This is a genomic window from Pseudomonas monteilii (assembly GCA_001534745.1).
Classification (GTDB): Bacteria; Pseudomonadota; Gammaproteobacteria; order Pseudomonadales; family Pseudomonadaceae; genus Aquipseudomonas; species Aquipseudomonas alabamensis.
Genome location: CP013997.1, coordinates 3,499,493 through 3,519,860, shown reverse-complemented (window position 1 = coordinate 3,519,860; position 20,368 = coordinate 3,499,493). Strand labels below are relative to the sequence as shown.

General features: G+C 49.2%; 9 protein-coding genes. 2 read left to right on the top strand and 7 right to left on the bottom strand.

Going from position 1 to position 20,368, the window contains the following annotated elements:
• Positions 1-402: 402 nt before the first annotated feature.
• Genes APT63_15010 through APT63_14995 form a run of 4 tightly spaced genes read right to left on the bottom strand, consistent with a single transcriptional unit; the run spans position 403 to position 3,816 of the window.
• On the bottom strand, positions 403-951 hold the full coding sequence (locus tag APT63_15010) for a dTDP-4-dehydrorhamnose 3,5-epimerase (protein AMA46820.1): 549 nt from the start codon (positions 949-951) through the stop codon (positions 403-405).
• The gene (locus APT63_15005) at positions 951-1,841 is read right to left on the bottom strand and encodes a glucose-1-phosphate thymidylyltransferase (protein AMA46819.1); all 891 of its coding nucleotides are present in this window, start codon (positions 1,839-1,841) and stop codon (positions 951-953) included. The genes APT63_15010 and APT63_15005 overlap by 1 nt, the downstream gene beginning before the upstream one ends.
• Positions 1,838-2,743: a dTDP-4-dehydrorhamnose reductase gene (locus APT63_15000; GenBank protein AMA46818.1), complete on the bottom strand. Its 906-nt coding sequence runs from the start codon at positions 2,741-2,743 to the stop codon at positions 1,838-1,840. The genes APT63_15005 and APT63_15000 overlap by 4 nt, the downstream gene beginning before the upstream one ends.
• On the bottom strand, positions 2,740-3,816 hold the full coding sequence (locus APT63_14995) for a dTDP-glucose 4,6-dehydratase (GenBank protein ID AMA46817.1): 1,077 nt from the start codon (positions 3,814-3,816) through the stop codon (positions 2,740-2,742). Before APT63_14995 ends, APT63_15000 begins: the two co-directional genes overlap by 4 nt.
• Before the next feature lie 3,865 nt (positions 3,817-7,681).
• On the opposite strand from APT63_14995, the gene APT63_14990 reads away from it, so the two are divergent.
• Both APT63_14990 and APT63_14985 read left to right on the top strand, forming a co-directional pair.
• Positions 7,682-7,921 (top strand): hypothetical protein, encoded by a 240-nt coding sequence (locus APT63_14990; protein AMA46816.1) that lies wholly within the window; start codon positions 7,682-7,684, stop codon positions 7,919-7,921.
• A 2,019-nt stretch (positions 7,922-9,940) separates the two neighbouring features.
• Complete coding sequence (locus APT63_14985; GenBank protein AMA46815.1) at positions 9,941-10,309, top strand: hypothetical protein; 369 nt, start codon at positions 9,941-9,943, stop codon at positions 10,307-10,309.
• A gap of 3,602 nt (positions 10,310-13,911) precedes the next feature.
• On the opposite strand, the gene APT63_14980 is transcribed toward APT63_14985, so the two are convergent.
• From APT63_14980 to APT63_14970, 3 genes are all read right to left on the bottom strand, one after another.
• Positions 13,912-16,290: a glycosyl transferase gene (locus APT63_14980; protein ID AMA46814.1), complete on the bottom strand. Its 2,379-nt coding sequence runs from the start codon at positions 16,288-16,290 to the stop codon at positions 13,912-13,914.
• A 10-nt stretch (positions 16,291-16,300) separates the two neighbouring features.
• The gene (locus APT63_14975; GenBank protein ID AMA46813.1) at positions 16,301-18,766 is read right to left on the bottom strand and encodes a glycosyl transferase; all 2,466 of its coding nucleotides are present in this window, start codon (positions 18,764-18,766) and stop codon (positions 16,301-16,303) included.
• A 147-nt stretch (positions 18,767-18,913) separates the two neighbouring features.
• The gene (locus APT63_14970; protein ID AMA46812.1) at positions 18,914-20,356 is read right to left on the bottom strand and encodes a hemolysin; all 1,443 of its coding nucleotides are present in this window, start codon (positions 20,354-20,356) and stop codon (positions 18,914-18,916) included.
• Between the last annotated feature and the right edge of the window lie 12 nt (positions 20,357-20,368).

Genomic DNA, 20,368 nt, shown 5'->3' with positions numbered 1-20,368 from the left:
CTCATCGAGCAGGGCTGCGGCGTGGGCCGTCGACAGCGGCCAATCCGGCACTGCGCGGCCTTGGCGACAAGGGCAGGGTGCGCCGCAGCGCTAGACGAGGGCCTGACCGTGCGTTCGACAAACGTCCGGCAGACGCCTGTTGCGCAACCAGTGTTGCGCCGGCCGTTCGACCCACCAGTGGCAGCACGCGGCACTGAGCGCGGCGAGACCGCACAGGGTATCCAGGGTATAGAGCCGTTCGGTCGAGGAGAAGGCGGCAGGCATTGGAGGGATCAGGGCGAGGTAGAGGCGAAATGCCGGGACCTTGCGCAAGACACTGTCAATGCAAGTCTGAGTGGGGCGTGAAAACGTGTGGTGGTCAACGAAGCGGGGCTGCGACAGATGCCACAACCCCGCCGTTCGTCAATCGAAGACGTCTGCTTCGGTCAACGCCACGCCTAGCTGGTCCTTGCCGGACAAGCTGGGCGCGTAGTCGATGGGCCAGTCGATGGCGATGGTCGGGTCATCCCAGGCGATGCAGCGCTCACACTCGGGCGAGTAGACGTCCGTCGTCTTGTAGAGGAACTCGGCGGTGTCGCTCAAGGTGACGAAGCCATGCGCGAACCCTGGCGGGATCCACAGCTGGTTCTTGTTCTCGGCGGACAGCACGGCACCGACCCATTGACCGAAGGTCGGCGAGGCGCGGCGGATATCCACCGCCACGTCGAAGACCTCGCCCTGCACCACGCGCACGAGCTTGCCCTGGGCGTGGGGTGCCAGCTGGTAGTGCAGGCCACGGAGCACGCCCTTGACCGAGCGGGAGTGGTTGTCCTGCACGAAGTCCGGGTTCAGGCCGGTGGCGGCTTCGAAGGCGCGTGCGTTGAAGCTCTCGTAGAAGAAGCCGCGGTCGTCGCCGAAGACTTTCGGGGTGAGCAGCACGACATCGGGGATAGCCAAGCGAACGGCCTGCATCAGAACACCTTTTCTTTCAGCAGATTTTGCAGGTACTTGCCGTAGCCATTTTTCAGCATGGGCTGTGCCAGACGCTCTACCTGTTCAGCCGAGATCCACCCGGCGCGGTAGCAGATTTCCTCAGGGCACGCGACCTTCAGCCCCTGACGGCGCTCCATGGTTGCGATGTACTGGCTGGCTTCGAGCAGACTGTCGTGGGTACCGGTATCCAACCACGCGTAACCACGGCCCATGATCTCGACCTGGAGTTGCTGCTGCTGCAGGTAAAGGTTGTTGAGGTCGGTGATTTCCAGCTCGCCACGCACGGAGGGCTTGAGTTCGCGGGCCAGGTCGACCACCTGGTTGTCATAGAAGTACAGCCCCGTCACGGCATAGCTCGATTTGGGAACTGCCGGTTTCTCTTCCAACGAAAGCACGCGACCGCTGTCGTCGAACTCGGCGACGCCGTAGCGCTCAGGATCGTGCACGTGGTACGCGAACACCGACGCGCCGGACGAGCGCTTGTCTGCACTGAGCAGAAGCGACTGGAAGTCGTGACCGTAGAAGATGTTGTCGCCAAGCACGAGCGCAGAAGGATTGTTACCGATGAAATCAGCACCAATGGTGAACGCCTGGGCCAGCCCATCGGGGCTAGGTTGAACGGCATAGGACAGATTGATGCCCCACTGGTGACCGTTCCCCAACAACTGTTCGAAACGCGGGGTGTCCTGCGGTGTGGAGATGATCAGGATGTCCCGAATCCCGGCGAGCAGCAGCGTGCTCAGCGGATAGTAGATCATGGGTTTGTCGTAGACTGGCAGCAGTTGCTTGGACACCGACAGGGTGGCCGGGTGAAGACGGGTGCCTGAGCCCCCTGCCAGAATAATCCCTTTACGATTGGTTGCGTTCATTTGTTCAGAACTTCCATGAGCATACGGGTGACACCACACTGCCAATCGGGCAGGTGCAGTGCGAACGAGTGACGAAGCTTGGCGGTATCCAAGCGGGAATTCAATGGGCGACTGGCCGGGGTGGGATACTCGGTCGTGGCGATCGGATTCACCGCTTCGACCGCAAGCGCTTCGCCATGTTTCCGGGCAAACTGAATAACGTAGCTGGCGTAGCCGTGCCAGCTCGTCTCGCCCGATGGCGCCAAGTGGTAGATGCCACTCAGCGCTGGGTTATGCTGGGCTTGTTGAAGCGCAGCCACCGCCACATCCGCAAGCAGATCGGCCCCTGTCGGCACCCCGACCTGATCGGCGATGACGTTGAGCGTGGGGCGATCCTTGGCCAGGCGCAGCATGGTTTTCGCGAAGTTGTTACCCCGTGCGGCATATACCCAGCTGGTGCGGAAAATCAGATGCTTGCAGCCCGACGCCTGAATCAGTCGTTCGCCTTCGAGCTTGGTTGCACCGTAGTGGTTGACCGGCGAAACGTCGTCGGTCTCCTTCCAAGACGTGGAGCCTGTACCGTCAAAAACGTAGTCGGTGGAGTAGTGAACCAACCAAGCATCGAGGCGCTTGGCTTCTTCGGCCATGACCTGGCTAGCCAGCGCATTGACGGTGTGGGCCATCTCTCGCTCGCTTTCGGCCTTGTCGACGGCTGTATAGGCGGCCGCGTTGACGATCACCTGAGGCGAGACAGCGCGGATGGCATCCCGTAGGCCGTCAAGGTCTGACAAATCACCTGCCAGATCCCCATGGTCCGTAGCCGCACGATGACGATCGAGTGCCACGACTTCACCGAGCACGCTCAGCGCCCGTTGCAGCTCCCAACCCACCTGGCCATTTTTACCTAGCAGCAGGATTTTCATGCTTGGTCCGTGCGCTCGGCGTAGTTGCTGTCGATCCACTGCTGGTAGCTGCCGCTTTTGACGTGAGCGACCCACTCGGGGTTGTCCAGGTACCACTGCACGGTCTTGCGGATACCGGATTCGAAGGTTTCTTCCGGCACCCAGCCCAGTTCACGCTGGATTTTGCTGGCATCGATCGCATAACGCAGATCGTGGCCTGGGCGATCCTGTACATAGGTCAGCAGGTCGACATGTGGGCGGAATTGGGAGTCAGGCCGCAGCTCGTCAAGCAGTGCGCAAACCGTTCGTACCACTTCGATGTTCTGTTTTTCGTTGTGCCCGCCGATGTTGTAGGTTTCACCTACTTCACCTTCGGTAACGACCTTGTAGAGCGCGCGAGCGTGATCTTCGACGTACAGCCAGTCGCGGATCTGGTCGCCTTTGCCGTAGATGGGCAGAGGTTTGCCTTCCAAGGCATTGAGGATGACCAGCGGGATCAGCTTCTCGGGGAAGTGGAACGGGCCGTAGTTGTTAGAGCAGTTGGTTACCAGCGTAGGCAGCCCATAGGTGCGTGCCCAGGCGCGGACCAAGTGGTCCGAGCTGGCCTTGCTGGCGGAGTAGGGTGAGCTTGGCTGGTAAGGGGTGGTCTCGGTGAACAGATCCTCCGGGCCTTCCAGGTCGCCATATACCTCATCGGTGGAGATGTGGTGGAAGCGGAAGGCAGCCTTGCGGTTCTCGTCCAGCGAACTCCAGTAGCTACGTGCCGCTTCCAGCAGCGCGTAGGTACCAATGATGTTGGTGTGGATGAACTCGGAGGGGCCGCTGATCGAACGGTCAACATGCGACTCGGCAGCGAGGTGCATGACGGCATCAGGCTGGTGTTCACGGAACATGCGGTCTAGCGCTTCGCGGTCACAGATGTCGACGCGTTCGAAGGCGTAGCGGTCGCTCTGATCGACCGACTGGAGCGACTCGAGATTGCCCGCGTACGTCAGCTTGTCGACGTTGACGACCGAGTCGGTGGTGTTGGAGATGATGTGTCGCACGACTGCCGAGCCTATGAAGCCGGCACCACCTGTTACTAAGATCTTCATAAGAAATTTACCTTGCGTTCTGAAAAAGCGGATAAGCGTGGTGCAAATCCAAATATGTGAGAAATAGCATTCATGGAAATGCGAGGGAGAGAGTATACCTTAAGGCTTCGCAATGTTAGTACGATGCAAGGCTTTAAAAAGATGCGCTGAGAACTGCTAGTCCGATAAGCATGGCCTCGGAAATGACACTCTATCGTGATAGGTTTGGTCAAGCAATATTGATACCAGAGCGCGACAGATATAAAAAAATTGGTGTGACATGAGTATCACCTCGCATTTCGGATTAATAGCGCTATCTCAGGTTTTTTGAGTTCAATTTAAGCTCGTGCTGATGTCAACTGCATGGGCGCCCTTATTATAGTTCAGAAGCCAAGTAATGGTTTGGGTGAGGGCTTGCGACGAATGGGTCAGAGTTAATATTTTGATGTGGATATTAAAGTTCGCAATATTGTTTGTAAAATTATTTAAAGAGGTTAACTCTATGGATTCGAAATGAAGTAATGAGGTGTAATTGATGCGAAGCAAGGAAGTTTTGGTGGCTATTTTTTGCAAGAAGCGCGATAAATATGTTTGGCAAAGGTTATAAAGGTGATATGTGTATCAAATTTAAGGTTAATGGCTGTAGAATATTTTTGTGCATGAGCCGTCAAGGCTGAGAAGGTCAAGGCTCTGTTCGTTTACTTTTGTCAGAGAGAGCAATAACTATATAGCGGGCGTGTTAAATATTAATCATATAATTGCATGTGTAAAGGATTAATGATAATTTATGGCCTTTTGAAGGGACGAATTGTATGATTATTGGATGGGTCGAAGGAGTTGCTGGTAATCGTTTTTCTGGATGGATATCGATGAAGAATGAATGGACAGGTTCTGAGATGAGCTTGGTCGTGTTTGAGTCTGGCAGAAGAAGTTGGGTCAAGCCAATCACTGTTGTAAGGAGCAATCGTCCAGATTTAGAGCGTATTCCGAACACATATAACATAGAGTTTGACTTTGATTCGGAAAGATTTTACAAGGGAGCTTCAACATGCTCAATTCAGCTAAGGATTTCGCATGACCTTCAAGAGTATCCAATATGCGTGACTCCGCAATTGATGCTTCAAGCGTTAAATTCTAATATTGGTATAAAAAGCGGCATAGCTTTCGGTAGAGTTTCATCGGATGGCGCGGCCGTAATAGGCGCGGGAGGTAATATCTTTTTAAAGGGGGGGTCTAACAATGTTGAAGGCATGTATTTAGATGAGTTCAATATAGATACAGAAGGTTGGGTTGAGCTTTTAAATCGAAGAAAAAAAACGTCAAATGCGTTAGATGTTAGTTTTATTCAGATGTTTATTCCCGAAAAATCATCGGTTAATTATTGGAATGTGCCATTTAAGGCAACAAAGGGATCACCTGCTTTTAATAAGCTATTGCAGCAAATCAAGCAGGATGAACTGCTTCCAGCCATTACGCTTAGTCATTTAGAATATTTGCCGGACGAGATTCACTGTGAGAGCATTTTCAGATCTTTTGATACGCATTTGTCTACATATGGGGCTAAGTTAATTGTAGACAAATTCTTCGAAAAATTTTTCTTCAAGGGTTTACTCTATAGAACTGGTGAGGTGTGCTTTGGTGAAGCACATGGTGATATTGGATCACGCTTTTTGGATGATGGCCAGGTTATAGAAAAGCCACCGCTTTACTCGAGTTTATATGATGTAAGCGGCAATTTGTTAGAGCCTTCTCTTATATATTCTTATGATAGCCCAAAGGGCAATATCGGTTTGCAGCGCGCGTGGAAGTGTTCCGATGCTCCTATACAAAAACGTGTGTTATGTTTTGGAGGTTCTTCGTTCGAGCGCGGCCAAGTTTCAAGTACGCTGTCGTGGTGGTTTTCTCGTTTATTCAAAGAGTTTCATTTTTGCTGGTCGCCAGAGTACTTGCCAAATCTAGTAAATCAGGTGAGACCTGACTTGGTTGTCTGTCAAAGTATAGAGCGCTTTTTGAATGTATTGCCTTCTGAATAATTAGGCCAAATGCTGGAGTAGTTTTGAGTTTGCTCATCTTTACTCCAGCAGATTTTCGATTTATTTGATGTATTTATGCCAGAGGCCAGTTGTGCTTAATTTCCCACTCCCAAGCATCTTTGATAATTTCAGATAGCTCTGCCCTTTGAGGCGCCCATCCTAAAGCGCATTTAGCTTTTGTTGAATCGGCCACCAAAACTGCAGGATCGCCTGGACGTCTAGGCGAATACTCAATTTTAATATCACGCGCCGTCACAGATTTGGCGCAATTGATTACTTCTTGTACCGAGAAACCTTCCCCATTACCTAAATTATATTGGTCTGAGTCGGCGCCGCTCAGAATTTTTTTCAATGCCAATAGATGCGCACTGCACAAATCTTCTACATGAATGTAATCACGGACGCACGTACCATCTTGGGTAGGATAGTCCGAGCCGAATACAGAGATAGATTGCCTTCGCCCAGAAGCTGCTTGAAGAACTAGCGGGATAAGATGTGTTTCTGGTTCATGACGCTCCCCCAGTCCCTGCTGTGGCATGCCGCCTGCAGCATTGAAATAACGTAAGGTCAGCGATTTTAATCCATAAGCGCTGTCATAATCACTAAGCGCTTGCTCTACCATCCATTTTGTTCGGCCATATGGATTGACAGGCACTTTCTGATGACTTTCATCGATAGGAGTATAAAGAGGATCGCCGTATACGGCGGCTGTCGAGGAAAATATGAATTTCTTGATGCCAGCCTTAATCATCGCGTTAAGCAAGATCAAAGTATTGCTAAAGTTGTTTTCGTAATATAAGTCGGGTTGGCGAACCGATTCTCCCACTTGTATTGATGAGGCGAAATGCATCACGGCTTCAAAATTATGCTGTGTAAACAAATTATCTAGCAGTCCACGGTCTTTTATCGAGCCTTCGATAACGAGTGCATTTTTCACTGCATCTCGATGCCCTGCACTGAAATCATCTAACACTACGGCTTCATAACCCGAAGTGTTAAGAAGATGCACCATATGCGAGCCAATATACCCAGCTCCACCCACTACTAAAATTTTCATAGTCTTACTCATATTTCTTTGATTAGTTAACTACGCGCTCGTTCGATTCATAGCCAAATAAAAAATTTTTGACTAAGTCAGTGCCGGAAGTAGTGAGGTAGTGGCTTCTCACCGCTTGATTAGCGTTTTTTGCTAAGTTTTTCAGCTGTTTAGGTCTAGCAGTTAACTCATTCAGCAAGTTTTTCCAGTCATCTACTGACTTAGCAAGAAGGCCGTTGCTTCTGTGTGCAATACACGAGTTGAACTCGCCCACTGCCGAAGCGAGGATTGGTAAGCCTACTGCCGCAGCCTCGATGAATTTAACTGTGGATTTAGCTCTATTGAAAATTGTATCTTCGAGCGGTACTAACAACACATCATGCTTTGCAAAGAAGTCCAGCATGGCGTGATACGGTAGTAATGGGTAGCTTGATACATTATTCAAAGCCAGTATGCGCTCTGACGCCTGCGCAGCCCCCAAGATGGAAAGCTGCAAGTGGGGCTCGCGTGATAAGAGTTCAAACAAAGTCTCTTCAATCATCATGAAGTCGGCTTTATGAGAGTAAGTTCCTGAGGCATAGAGTAAATTAAGAGACCGATACTCTTTCTGCTTAGGTGAACGAAGGATTTCAGGAAGAACGCGATTCCTCAGAAGTAATGTAGGCTTTTTGTAAGTGGTTTCAATATAGGATTTTAGTACAGGCGTAGATGCGATGCATTGATCCATTTTTTTGATAAGCTTTTCATAGCCAGACGCTACGTGAAGTGCTTCTTTGAGATTCCATTCTCCTCCTTTCACTGATCCAATAGTCTCAATATGCTCAGGGAAGACCAAGTCATCCATTTCACCCACGCAAATCTTGCCAGCAGCTTTAGCAAGTTTAAGGAATTCGCCAATGTTCCCCTGCTCCTCAAAGCAACGCTGGAAGATGACATAAGTCGCATCGAGAATAGCTTCGCTAAAGAATTCAGGTCTAAGAGATGCATAAAGCAGCACGGACTCAATTTCAATATTTTTCAGCACTTCAGCAAGGTGAAGACTGCGATACCGTGTTGAGCCATTGAAAGTCCCTGCAGAAGTGACTATGACAGCCTTCGCTTTAGGATTACGGCACGTGGTTGTTATTGGAGAGAATTCGTCCTGAGGTGGTTTAGTGACGTAATCTACTGTCGGATCCGTCTGGGCAATAAGACTTTCATATGAAATGAATTCGTGATGTCCGCCTAAGCGGACTTCGAAAGACCCTAATGTTGCCTTTGCTGCGTCATTATCAACATTAACAAGTGCTTCAAAAATGTGGAAGAAGTAATCTTTGGAAATGACTTCAGGGAAAAAGTCTTCTCTAGCACTTGTGAGCATCTCAAAGAAGGCTTCAGCCCCCATATGAAGTTTTTGAGCCACTAGGATTTCATTAGGCAATGGGTTGCCCAGCGGTTTAAATTGCGGGCTTACACTACGCGCGTTTTTGCTAAGCGCTTTGGCTGAGGCTTCTGGAGCTGAAAACAATACTTCAAACAAAGTAGTATGCTTCTCAATGAAGCTAGAGTATTGGTAAGGATCGCCTCCATTGAAAAGAAGCGGCTGTACCGCAAGGCTCTTATCAGCGCGGTCCCGTGAACCTACATAGCAGCCAATAATTTCTGAATGACTGCCTTCTGCCTTGAGAAATTTTTTTAAACGTGAATGAATGTTAAGCAGCCATCCTACATCAACAACGATGATTTTTTCACAAGATAGAAGTCCATGATGCTCTAGGTAACCGCGTAGGTTATCACGGTGAATTTTATTGGCATCAAAGACCTGTTGGGAAAGGGCATCAAACATGCTGCCCATTTTGCCCAAATCATTCCAAGTTGGAATATACTCAAAAGAGTCAAATCTGCTATATACAACCTTTGCGACATCTTTGTTGTCAGGGCTTAGGCCGGCTTTTTCAATAAAGTAGCTGATGGGCTTTTGTGCAAGATGTAATCCTTCAGTTAGAAAAGCTACGTCGTTTGCACTAAGAGGATGTGAAAAGGTGGCAGGTACTACAGTAGCACGTGACAAATGAAGATAGCAGGAGTCAAAAATTCCACAGCTGATTTCTTCTCTATAAAGGGAGTCAAATGCTTTCTTTATAATTCGACCATCACGAGCCATGAAGACAACTTTCTTAACATTGCCTTTTCTCGCCTCGATGGCAGTATGCATTGCCATCATGGAAGCAAGAGGGCCAGTTAGTTCAAAGCCGAGTTTAGTGTAAAAGTCGACCGCAGAGCCTGGATTGGATTTATGCCAGAGTCTACTTGATTGCGTGCAAAAACTCTCCCAGATCTTACCCGCTTGAGAGAGGCTTTTCTTTATTTCAGTATTCAGCGCTATTAAATTCGGTACAGTTTCATTAATCGGGGAAAAACGCTTGACAGCCAGTCCTTGGAGTTTTGGCTGTCTAACGTCTCCAGTCCAGTTATCACCGATGTGAAAAATCTTGTTTGCAGAAATTCCTGTGCGTCTTGCCTTTTCAATCATCAGAGCGAATAGTTTACCCGTATCCTTCTTTTTTCCAATTGAAGAAGAAAGATAGAGTTCATCCCAATGGGTAATGCCACAATTCCTAAGTATTGATTCAATAGTTGTTTGGTCAAGATACATATCGCTTGCAATGTAGATCTTTTTCTTCTTTTTTCGAGCGTAATTATAAAGCTTTATACCAAGTGGGTGCGGTACGCATAGTGCGATTTCAATGCCTTTTTCATGTGATGAATCTTTGAAAAATGGCATGGATTTGTAAATGTCGTCGATGGAGATGTCGTCCACCTTTCCATTGTGGGAGGCGAGTACCTGACCTGCGGTGTTCATTCGCTCCTGAAACAATGGGACGAGTGCAGGTTCATTCTGCGTATGTTTGAATTCAATGAGATCAAACGCAACCGCTGGATCACTTATCCTACGTGTCACGAGCGTATCGAAAATATCGAAGGAGACTGCTTCGCTTTCATCAATTAGGCGAGCAAACCTTAATAGACGTGGTTCCAGAATTTCTTCTACAGGGGGAAATAGCGTCATGATTTTGGGGGCAACGACACTGACGTAGTGTCGTTCAGCTACTTTTTTCGCGGCCATTTTGCCCATCTGGTCACGAAGCTCATTATTGCCGTAAATATCAATCACGGCCGATGCCATAGCTCGAGTGTCCAAGTAGGGCACGACTACTCCAGCATCCGCTTCCACAAAAGAATGCATACCCCCTGCAGCAGCATCAAAGCAAATGACGGGCATGCGGCATTCAGCTGCTTCCATACAGACCAGTGGATAAGGATCTTCACGGGAGGGCAGCAGGAAGACGTTACCGTTTACGAAATGGTCACGTACGTTTTCTTGAGGTCCCAACCACTCAACATAGCCGCTAACGTTGTGCTTATGAATTTCAGCTGTGGGAATAAGATCTTTATTTTCTGCTGAACCAATCCAGTACATTTTGAAGTCCTGGAATCCCATTTTAAGCATTTGAGCGGCTACATCGCAGAATAAATCAAATCCTTTTCTTCTCTCAACGGCACCACATCCAAAAATTGTAAACTTTGACGTTCGCCTTGAAGCAGCGCTTGCATAAGCTGGTCGTTTGTCGATAAATGGCTTCAGAAAGCTTATCTCGGCTGTGGCAGGTAACCTTTTGTTCAAGGCATCCACGGAGCCTTGCGAGACGGCTATGTACTTATTGCATCGCTGTTTTATATAATCAAAGCTATCAGCAAATATTTCAAAAAGATTCTCCATCTCGTGAACATGAGTAATCAGTTCAGCATCCAAATAGTCAAGATGCTTTGCGTATAATCCTGCTGCAATCGTGTTGATATAGATGGTACTAACATCACTCCCGCAAAAGAATTTTAGTTCTTCCTCGAAGCCTTGAGGATGGTCGTCGTCAAAGAAAAAGCATGGTGCAATTTGTTTGAATCGTTCGTTCCAAGGGCCGCTTGCACCTACTAGTATCGAGAATTTGATAGAAGTGTTTTCTTTTAGCCACTTCATTAAAGTCAGGAGAACTGCTGGTGCACCTGTTTGCGAGGCTTCATGGCTAACAAATAAAAGCGTAGGTGTGTGGCGTTCGATATTTAATGTTGTATCGATTTCAATTATGTTAGCTTTCCGGCCTTCATGACGACCATATTTGATCCAATGAACAAAAGGGTTCACGCCTGCCTGTGCGACGTCCTGGTTTTTTCCTAGATAATAATGGCTGTTAAAGTTTGGACTAGGATTTCGATGCTCTTGCCACCCGTGATTGCAGTAGTGTTCTATAGGATTTATACCACTGTTTGCAACGTCGACGTATGTTTTATAGTAGTATTCTTTGTCGAATAAGCCGCTTTTGGAAATGGCAGAAAAGTTTTCATCTAAGGGCTCTGCCTCTTTCAGATAGTCTTGTGTCTCATTCCAGTTTCTGAGCGATTTAAGTGGTACGAAAGTGCTAGAGAGCTCTACCTCTTCTATTGGCTTGGTTTTGATGGCCGTTTTCTTTATTGATTTTTCGGAAAGCTCAGGATAATCAATTTTTTTAAGTTTTCCTTCGCAATTTATGATATTAAAAGCAATAGCATCAGCCATTTCAGGGTTTTCCTGAGCGGCTTTTTTATAATAAGCAATTGCTGTGCTGTAATCGCCGTTGCGAAATGCGATATTGCCCAGGCTCAAGGAAGATTGTTGAGATATTTCATTCATGTTAAAGGCCATCATAAAAATTTATCTTTCTACCCAGGGTTGCAGTGCTGCAGCTGTTAGCAGCCGTAATAGATTCAAATTTTTTGTCAGGTAGCAAGAGGATTTAAGTTCTTGGACATGATATTTTTGATTTTTGTGCTGAGGTCGTGCCATTTTTGGAAACCGTCTCTGTCAATCTTTTCGCCACGTACTAGCTCTGTGAGCTGTGCTTTTAAAGATGTAAGCAAAGAGGCGATCAGGATTTGGTCTTTCCCACTAAGCACATTCCAAACTTCTGTGTCCATTACATTTGGTTGCTTGAAGCGTAGCTCTAAACGCGACCCACGCTCATCAATGGTTTCCGGGTACCATTTGTCTAGCGCGCTTGGAGAGGATTTTGGAAACTCCAGTTTTGGATGGGTCCCAAATGAGCCAGGGTTATCAATACTGGAGAGCGCATAATGAACCTCCTCCCACTGATCATTAATGATACTGGCGTTTCTTAGTCGGAGTTCAAGGCGGTTAAGAGTTTCTGTCTCGATTTCAGCAAGTACATCGATGTCGTCGTATCTCAGAACGTTAGGCCAAGCATCGAGTGTTTGATAGAGATTCGAAAAATAGGGTTTCAAGATTTTATTTTCAATGTTTGAACCCATGTTCAAGTCATTCGAATTATTCCATTCTTGTACGAGGCTGCCTAATAGCGCCTTCAGGCTTCTCCAAGAAGATGTTGATAGGCTTGTAAGAGGCAAATTATTGCCGTCGTAAACTGTATTCTTTTCAGGTATACAGCGCAGCATATTGTCTTGTGTTGCGTCTTTAGGGGTCGTTAGCCAATCGGTAAACGGATGATGAAAGATAATCCCAAAATTGCCCTGGAAGACGCCAGTATGAAAACGAATCTGCGGAATAAATTTTCCGTTTATAATGCAGTTTTCAATGTGCCACTGCGTATGCAAGTGATCGTTTCCAGCTATTGGCAGAACATGTATGCTTTCGAAATGATAAAAATCGGGGAGTTTTTTTGAAAGGGCGGCAAGTGCTTTTGCCAAGTTTACGTTATGTTTTTGAGCTGCGCGCGAGTTGATATATGCCTTTTCGAGCTGTTCTTGGCAGTTATGAAGCTGGTACATAATAGATTCGTTTTCGCTTCTAACCTGTTCTAGCTGATTTTCGGCATTTGTCTTGAGGCGTTCGTGTTCCTCAGCTAATTGGCTGAAGCTTTCTTGGAGACTGAGTTTCTCAGTCTCGAGCGCGTCAAATCTGACCGTGTTGTCAGCGGAAAAGGTTCTGTTACTTTTTTTACGTTTGTTCAAAGCTTCATCAGTTGCTTGGTACTTTGAAGACCTAATATAGTCAACAATCTTGGCTATATTTTTCACTGGCGACAATTGGGTATCAGGAATGTGCTTTGTCAGTAGCGCGGACATCGTGTTGGAGAGTTGCACAGCATCCGGATAGTCGTTCAATATTTGCGCGACAATATAAGCGTGAACTTCATTTTGTACAGGTGAAGCTTTCGAGGTTTTACTTGTAGCTTTTCCACTGCTGCTTTTTTTCTTTTCCGTTAGCAGTTTAACCACCGATCTCGCTTGAGCGTCCGTCTCTTCATTCCACACAAGAACGCAACGTTCAGGATCACCTTTTTGAAATAGCCGAATTTTCTCAGTCCGCTCGACCCAGATGCCAATAATTTCTGAAAGATGGTTGGAGTCGAGTTCACCATGCTCTAATAAGTTTGCAAGGTAGACTTTTATGTCCGTGTAGACCAGTAAGAATTTAATTTTCTCATCCATCGCCTTCCAAAAGTCAATGAATTGCAAACTGTCTTCGCTAGCCCAGAACCAATGGTCTTCAGGATTTGCTGAAAGAACTTCTATAGCAAGTTTTATCGATTTTTTGTCAATATTTTCTTTGCTGAAGTTTTCTCTCCAGCTTAGTGGGTGTTGTGCTAATACCCGCGTTTGCCACTGCTGTATCGAAATATCAGCGCTTTTGTGGGAGCTTTGAGCAGAAGCAACCCCAGCATTGGCAAAAGCAGCTTCGAATCGGTTGGTCGAATTTGGCGTATTGGGCGATATACAGAAGATGGTCATTTTTGATCTGCTGAGTAGTAATAGAGGGCTGAATTCATGCTGTAATATCGACGTGCAGTATTCTGCATTGAAAGGAGACGGCAGCTGTCAAAATGCTAACGCAATCTAAAATGAAAAGCTTGCTCTTCTTTTTTCATAGTAGGCATCACCTATTCTTTCGATCTACGGGGATTCTTAGCATTACAGGACGTTCAAGCTGAGGCTCACCACATTTATAAACGTTGGGTGTTGAGAGTGCAGCGGACCTATCGCTGAATGTCGGCATGCTCAGCTACGCGCCTGTGGGTACTTGAATGGAATGGCTAGGCCGCCATAAGGCTCACTTAAATAATCCAAGCTTAAAGCTGGATGGTAGTGTTTGTCATTTGTGCCAGTTATACACCAACTTTCGATAAAGTTACGCTGCTCTCGTAACGCACGCGATTGCTTTTCCGTACTCAAATCTTTTCCACGGCTTGCTGATTCTGCATGAATCAGTTCCGATGAGGCGCACCAAACAATATTCAAATTAAGCGATCTGATGCGCAGGCACAGATCGACGTCGTTGAAGGCAACAGGATAATTATTTTCATCCAGTCCATCCAACTGCTCAAATACTGATTTTCTCATGAGCAAACAGGCTGCCGTCACAGCACTTAGACGGCGGGTAAGTTGGTTTGTTGCAAGATAACCAGGATCGCACCGCGCTATTTTATTGCCCACATGAGCCGCCAGGCCATTGATACCAACCACTACTCCGCCATGCTGTACCATGTGGTTAGGCCAAAGCAGTTTGGCCCCTACAGCTCCAACGGAGGGCCTTAGTAGTTGAGTTACTAGTTCTTTTAACCAGTCACGACTAATAATTTCGATATCATTATTTATCAATCCTATTAGATCGCCAGTGGCTATACGAGCCGCTCTGTTGTTGATAATGGAATAGTTAAAGGGGTAAGGGTGCCTAAGTATAGTGAGGCCTTGCTCCTGCAATTGCTCCAAGTAGTTAAGCGTTTCAATGTCTGTTGATTGATTGTCTACTATGATGATTTCTAGATTGGGGTAATCTGTATGGTTGATAAGCCCATCTATGCACGTTGATAACAGCTTATATTGATCCTTTGTAGGTACTATCAGGCTTACGCGCGGAAGAATTTTAGGTAACGGCCAGTGGGCCCTCAACAAGGCAGGGTACGATGCCAATTCACTGACTGTCGTGCCGGGTGCTAGTCGCTCGCAAAGCCAACTGATTGCTTGCCGACGCTGCGGAGAGCGTACACTTTGCTCAGGGCTCACCGGTGCAGTATGTTGCCTATGATAGAGTACGCGAGGCAGGTGGGAGACGACTAGCTTATCGCGCTCCGTGATCCATGCAACGGCCGCGATAAAATCGTACCAATGAACGGATTTATTGGAACTATACTCGTCTATTGAGCACAAGGCTCGTTGGATGACATCGTTGCCAAAAATTGCCCCAGGCGTATAAATATCGGCCCCAATAAACAGATCCACATCCCAGATAGGCTTTAGCCACGGATAACTACGATTACCATATTCGTCGTCATGGTCACAATCTGCGTAGCCCCATGCACTCTTGTCGTCCAATAACGCACTAAGATGCGGAAGCGCATGGCGTGCTAACCGATCGCCTGCTGTTATCGCAATGATGCGATCACATCCTGCGTTGAGCAGTTTTTGGAGTGCAGGGGCTACCTGCTCGGGAGGCGCTATTGCAACAGCTTGTACTGATACACTCCCATCGTTCACATTTGCGAGGCTGATATCCTCAAGTGTTTTATCACCTGCGCTAATCAGCAATATGCCCAATGTGCTTTTCAAAATAGGTGAGGATACGTTATCCAACGATTGAAAGGCTTTGAACCATTGAGGATAAAGATGCCAGCCCGCGCTTTTAGGCAACCTAACAGCCTGTTCTTTGGCTACGCCTTCAAGTAGTTTAAAGGTCGGATCGTTCTTTGGTATATCTAACCGCTGCAGAAGCCCTTCTATACCTTCCGGATGACAGCACAAACGGATAGGACTTCCAGGCAGCGGTTGACCTAGATCGTTCACTACATTCAAGATATGGAGTTGGCCATCAGCAATTTCCCAAGGCAGGTCGAGTGTGAAACCATGGTTTGCCGACGTACGATACACCAAAGCCTGATGGTGCTCGTTGCACAGGGCTTGGGCAATAACACGATTCCCCTCCTGCACGCTGATCTGCATATGTCGTGTTGGTAAGGCAGGATCCCATGCCCAGCCACTAACACGCAGACCGCCGCTATGCCAAACTTGGGCGGTAATGGCAGAAGCATTTTGAGTGGTGGGTGCTGGGATCCGCACTTGGCCGTCCAGCACCAGATCTTGGTTGGCAATGTGAGCTGTGATCAAAGCTGCGTCATCCAGCCAACTTTGTCGTAACTGCACGGCAAACCCGTGAAAGAGGTCACCGATTGGTGCCTCGGGTTCAAACTGATCGGCGCGAGCTAAAGCTACACTGGTGCCATCAACAAATATCTCGACCACTAGGCGTTGTTCAGGTCGCACGCTGTCCAGTGCCCAGCCCTGAAGCACATCGCCTTGTAAACCAAGTATCGCGCCACGTATATGTGTATGTTTAGTAGATGTCTGTCCTGCTTGGGACACGTCGAAAGCTTTTTGAGACATTTCACTTGGCTCAATATAAGGGTAAATGGGTAGCTGCCATCGTATCGACCTCTTCATTGGTCGATATGGGTCTGGCATCCAATGGCAAACCCAACTCAATAGCCAGACTGATTGCCAACCAATTGTTATCAGGTTTTTCAGTAAGGCTGACCACGACATCGCACCCAATGGCCTTGACAGTCTCTGCAAAAGTCAGTTCATCGAGCTTGGGAAGCAGATGAACGACGCCTGTTGCACAGAGTGCCTTTAGCCAGGGCTTATCATCTTTTGCTACTAATATCAAAGATATGCATTCACGAGCAATGCGACGTGCCAAAACAAGCCATTGATGGCTGAGATCTGCATCCTGGAGAGAGTCGCCGATAAGCAATACGCGAGGTGAATCTCCTAAGAGGGTATTAGCAGCAAGGGTAGTAGCAGCCGATAGGTAGCTATTTGACAACACGGTGACATCGTGTTCCTTCAAAGCATTCCAAAACCTATTAATGCTCGTAGCCTCGCGAGCGAAGCGCTGCCAATCATACGAATTTTCTTGACTAGATAGCCGCGAGTCGCAGCGGAGGATGTGGTATGGCTTGTTCAGAAGCGCAGGTAAGCCACATAACTCAACAGGGCAATGATCCAGCTGCTCGAACACCAGTTCTTCTAGTGGAAGCAGGCGAAGTGATTCCACAAGATCGGTAAAATCATGCGGCATCTCATAATCCAACGTCAATGACAACGCGCTTATTGGCGCTTGGAGAGTAACCCAGCTTCGATGACTATCATGCTGCCAGCTCAAACGAAGAGAGCAATCATCATCCGAAAGGCTGCGACCCAAGTATAGCGTCCTAGATCCCTGAGTTGGCCATGTTTTCGATTGCCCTACATCGGTCGATTGCCCAAGCTTAGCGAGGCGAGCGCGCTGCAAGGCATCGCGCGCAGGCTTAATAGGGTCACGCTGACAAAAGTCTTGGTAGCGCGCTGAAGCTTCCGGGTAACGCTTACGCAGAACAGCATTATTATGCGCCACACGCAATGTCTTTTCCGCGCCGAATGAGATCCCGCCTTGGTGCGCCACGAAAACATTAGGTGCGCCTACGTGTCGCCAGCCAAGGATCCGCGCACGCAGGCACCAGTCGGTTTCCTCACCATAGCCCCGTGATAGGTAAATTTCATCTAAATAACCTGTCTGCTCAATCGCTTCGCGCTTAATGTAAAGACAGAATCCACAACCGGTTTCTATATCCACTGGCAAGCTGGCAACCTGACGCGCTAGATCATCGAGTTGAGCATGCTCTACCGCATTGGGCATCGGATGACTAAACCGGCTGCGTGGAAAGCTCATCAGTTCACCATTGTTGGTAAAAGGTGTGACTGAGGCAATATCGTTGGCGCTGTAGGCCACCGCATGGAGGCGATCCAGCCAAGCTCCGTGCACTCGGGTGTCAGCATTAAGCCATACCACATCCCTGGTAGGGCTCAAGGCCATAGCCCGGTTCATGCTACGGATGAAGCCCAGGTTCACCTGGTTCTGCACGAGCGTGATCTTGCCTTTGGCTGCAAGCACTTTCAGGGCTTTTGCCAGCGCAGATACAGGCGTTTTATCTTCGATCACCACCAGCCGGTGTGGGGTACGGTTGAGCTTGCGGGCTTCCAATGCACTGTTGATGCACTCAAGCGTTTCCTCAAGACCGTCGTAGACAGGGATCAACACATCGACGGAGCCCTTCTTGCCTCCACGCGTAGCGGCGGGAGCGGGCGGTACGAACGCGGGCATTGCGTAGAGTGGGCTCCCAAGCAGGGGCGTACCGTCGACAAAACGTACATGCACTGCTGGAGTTGGATTGGGCGCGCGTATCCTTATCCCGCCATTTGTATCTGGCAGACCCGCGGCCTTCAGCAGGGGATGAATAGCGTTGGCCACCATATTGACTCGGTTGCCTTCAACGTCTATCTGCAAGGCGACCGGCGTTTGCAGGTCCCGCAGATTGATCGCCCAACCCTGTATTTCTTTATGCTCTGGGACGTAGCGCACCACACCGACGGTACTTGGAGCATTGGCTTGTGCAGCCAGCAGCTTCAGAACTACCCCAAGCTCCTTGCCCCCGTGGATATCGGGAAGGTGGGCGAGAATCATGCGGCGTAATTCAGCAGGCGTCTCAGACTGGCTTCTGGCTTCCCAAAGGGTCAGGCGCAGTGCAAGGTCATTGGGTTGAGTTTTCCATGCATGCGTGAGATAGCGTGTTGCAAGCGCTGGATTGCCTTGAGCCAAGAGGCTTCGACCAACCAAGGCGTGTACATCGGCCCGCTCCGGGAGAGCCTGGGCTGCTTCTGCAAAAAATAAAAAGGCCAGCTTGGGAGTTTGCGGCAGAGCCGCGATGCCTTTCCACACTAATGCTTCGGGCCGGTAGGCGGGAACCTGTAGAGCACGTTCCAGTACGGCTGCTGCCGCCTCGTGCTCATTGGCTTGCTGATAACGGTGGAAAATGTCCATGAGCGTTTCTCGCCCATGGTCGAGTTGTCTGGACATAAGCTGGCGTATTCGGGAGATAAATAAAAAGAGGGGCAACTCGAAAGTCGCCCCTTTTCGTATACGTCCCGGCCTTGCGGCCGGGCGTATCCTTCACTACGACAGTGCTAGTTACACGTTACCGTGCAGAACTACCACGTTGTCGATGTGATCAGCAGCTTCAGGCGAACCGATGATGCTGATAGCTACGTCGGCTTTGTTCAGGCCGCCGTCCAGCTGGGCAGTCCAGAATGCCTTGCCAGCGGTGTCAGCTTCACGACCCAGCGCGGAGCTGTACAGTGCGTCGATGAACTCGCCGGTGGATTTCTGAGCAGCTTCTTCCGAACCAACGATGTACTTGGCAACATCTGCACGGCTGGTGCCGTTGAACAGTGCCGAGACATAGGTGTCCAGACCGCTTTCGTCAGCGTCACGACCCAGTGCGCTGGTGTACAGCTCACGGACGAAGTCGCCGTTGGACTGGTCACGGTCCTGCGCTTCCTCGGAAACCGAGATGAACGCAGCAACGTCTGCCAGCGAACCACCGGTAGCCAGGTAGTTCTGGAACAGCGCGGTGCCATCTTCGTCAGCGTCACGACCCAGCAGGGCGTTGTACAGGTCGTTGATGTTCTCGCCGTTGGCAACGCCAGCGAACTCGGCAGAGTTCAGGAACTGGTTGGCGATCACGTCCAGGGTAGTGCCTTGGTTGACTTGGTCAACGAAGAACTTGGCGCCGTCCTGGTCAGCGTCGCGACCCAGGATGCCTTCGAACAGGCGCAGAGCGGAAGCTTCAGCTTCGCTGTGAGCCAGTGCGATGGTCTCGACTTCGTCACCGTTCACGAACGACAGGAATTCAGCGTTGCTGATGGCGGCAGTTTGGTTGCCGGTCAGGTTGACGTTGAAGCTGTTGCCGGTGGTCACGGTGTAGTCGTCACGCGAGCCGTCCAGTTGAACGACGTCGTAGCCTTCGCCAGCGTTGACGATGTCAGCGTGGTTGGAGCCGCTCAGGATGATGGTGTCATCGCCCGAGCCGGTGGTGACGTTGTTGTTGCCCAGGCCAGCGATAACGGTGTTGTTGCCGTTGCCGGTGATGATGGTGTCGTTGCCGGCGCCAGCATCGATCAGGGTGTTCTGGTCGCCGCTAACGGTGATCACGTCGTCGCCGTTACCGGTAGCAACTACCAGTTCGATGGCCGAGGTGTCGACTGCAGCTGGAGCGATAGCAGCAGCGAAGGTCTGAACGTCGCCAGCAGCTGCTTGACCTTGCAGGTCAACAACCAGGTTGGCATCGCTCTGCAGCACGTAAGCGCTGACGCCAGCTTCTTCAGCAGCAGCCAGGTCAACAACGACTTGGTCGCCTTGCTCGCCTTCGACTGCGCCGAAGACGATGTCAGCGGTGCCGGAAGTTGGCAGCTGAACGGCATTGCCTTCGATGCCGGCGATGCCGACGTTCTCGACGGTGTCCAGGTTCAGCAGGCTGTTGATTGCTGCCAGGGTGCTTTCCGACAGGTTGGCGCTGGTGGCGTTCAGGTCGGATTGAAGAGCGCTGCTCGATACGGGGCTATCGTATTGCATGATGTATTCCTG

Bases quoted from the DNA above. Each gene is read 5' to 3' on its own strand.
- APT63_15010 (AMA46820.1), bottom strand. From the start codon at position 951: ATGCAGGCCGTTCGCTTGGCTATCCCCGATGTCGTGCTGCTCACCCCG.
- APT63_15005 (AMA46819.1), bottom strand. From the start codon at position 1,841: ATGAACGCAACCAATCGTAAAGGGATTATTCTGGCAGGGGGCTCAGGC.
- APT63_15000 (AMA46818.1), bottom strand. From the start codon at position 2,743: ATGAAAATCCTGCTGCTAGGTAAAAATGGCCAGGTGGGTTGGGAGCTG.
- APT63_14995 (AMA46817.1), bottom strand. From the start codon at position 3,816: ATGAAGATCTTAGTAACAGGTGGTGCCGGCTTCATAGGCTCGGCAGTC.
- APT63_14990 (AMA46816.1), top strand. From the start codon at position 7,682: ATGCTCAGGGAAGACCAAGTCATCCATTTCACCCACGCAAATCTTGCC.
- APT63_14980 (AMA46814.1), bottom strand. From the start codon at position 16,290: ATGTCTCAAAAAGCTTTCGACGTGTCCCAAGCAGGACAGACATCTACT.
- APT63_14975 (AMA46813.1), bottom strand. From the start codon at position 18,766: ATGGACATTTTCCACCGTTATCAGCAAGCCAATGAGCACGAGGCGGCA.
- APT63_14970 (AMA46812.1), bottom strand. From the start codon at position 20,356: ATGCAATACGATAGCCCCGTATCGAGCAGCGCTCTTCAATCCGACCTG.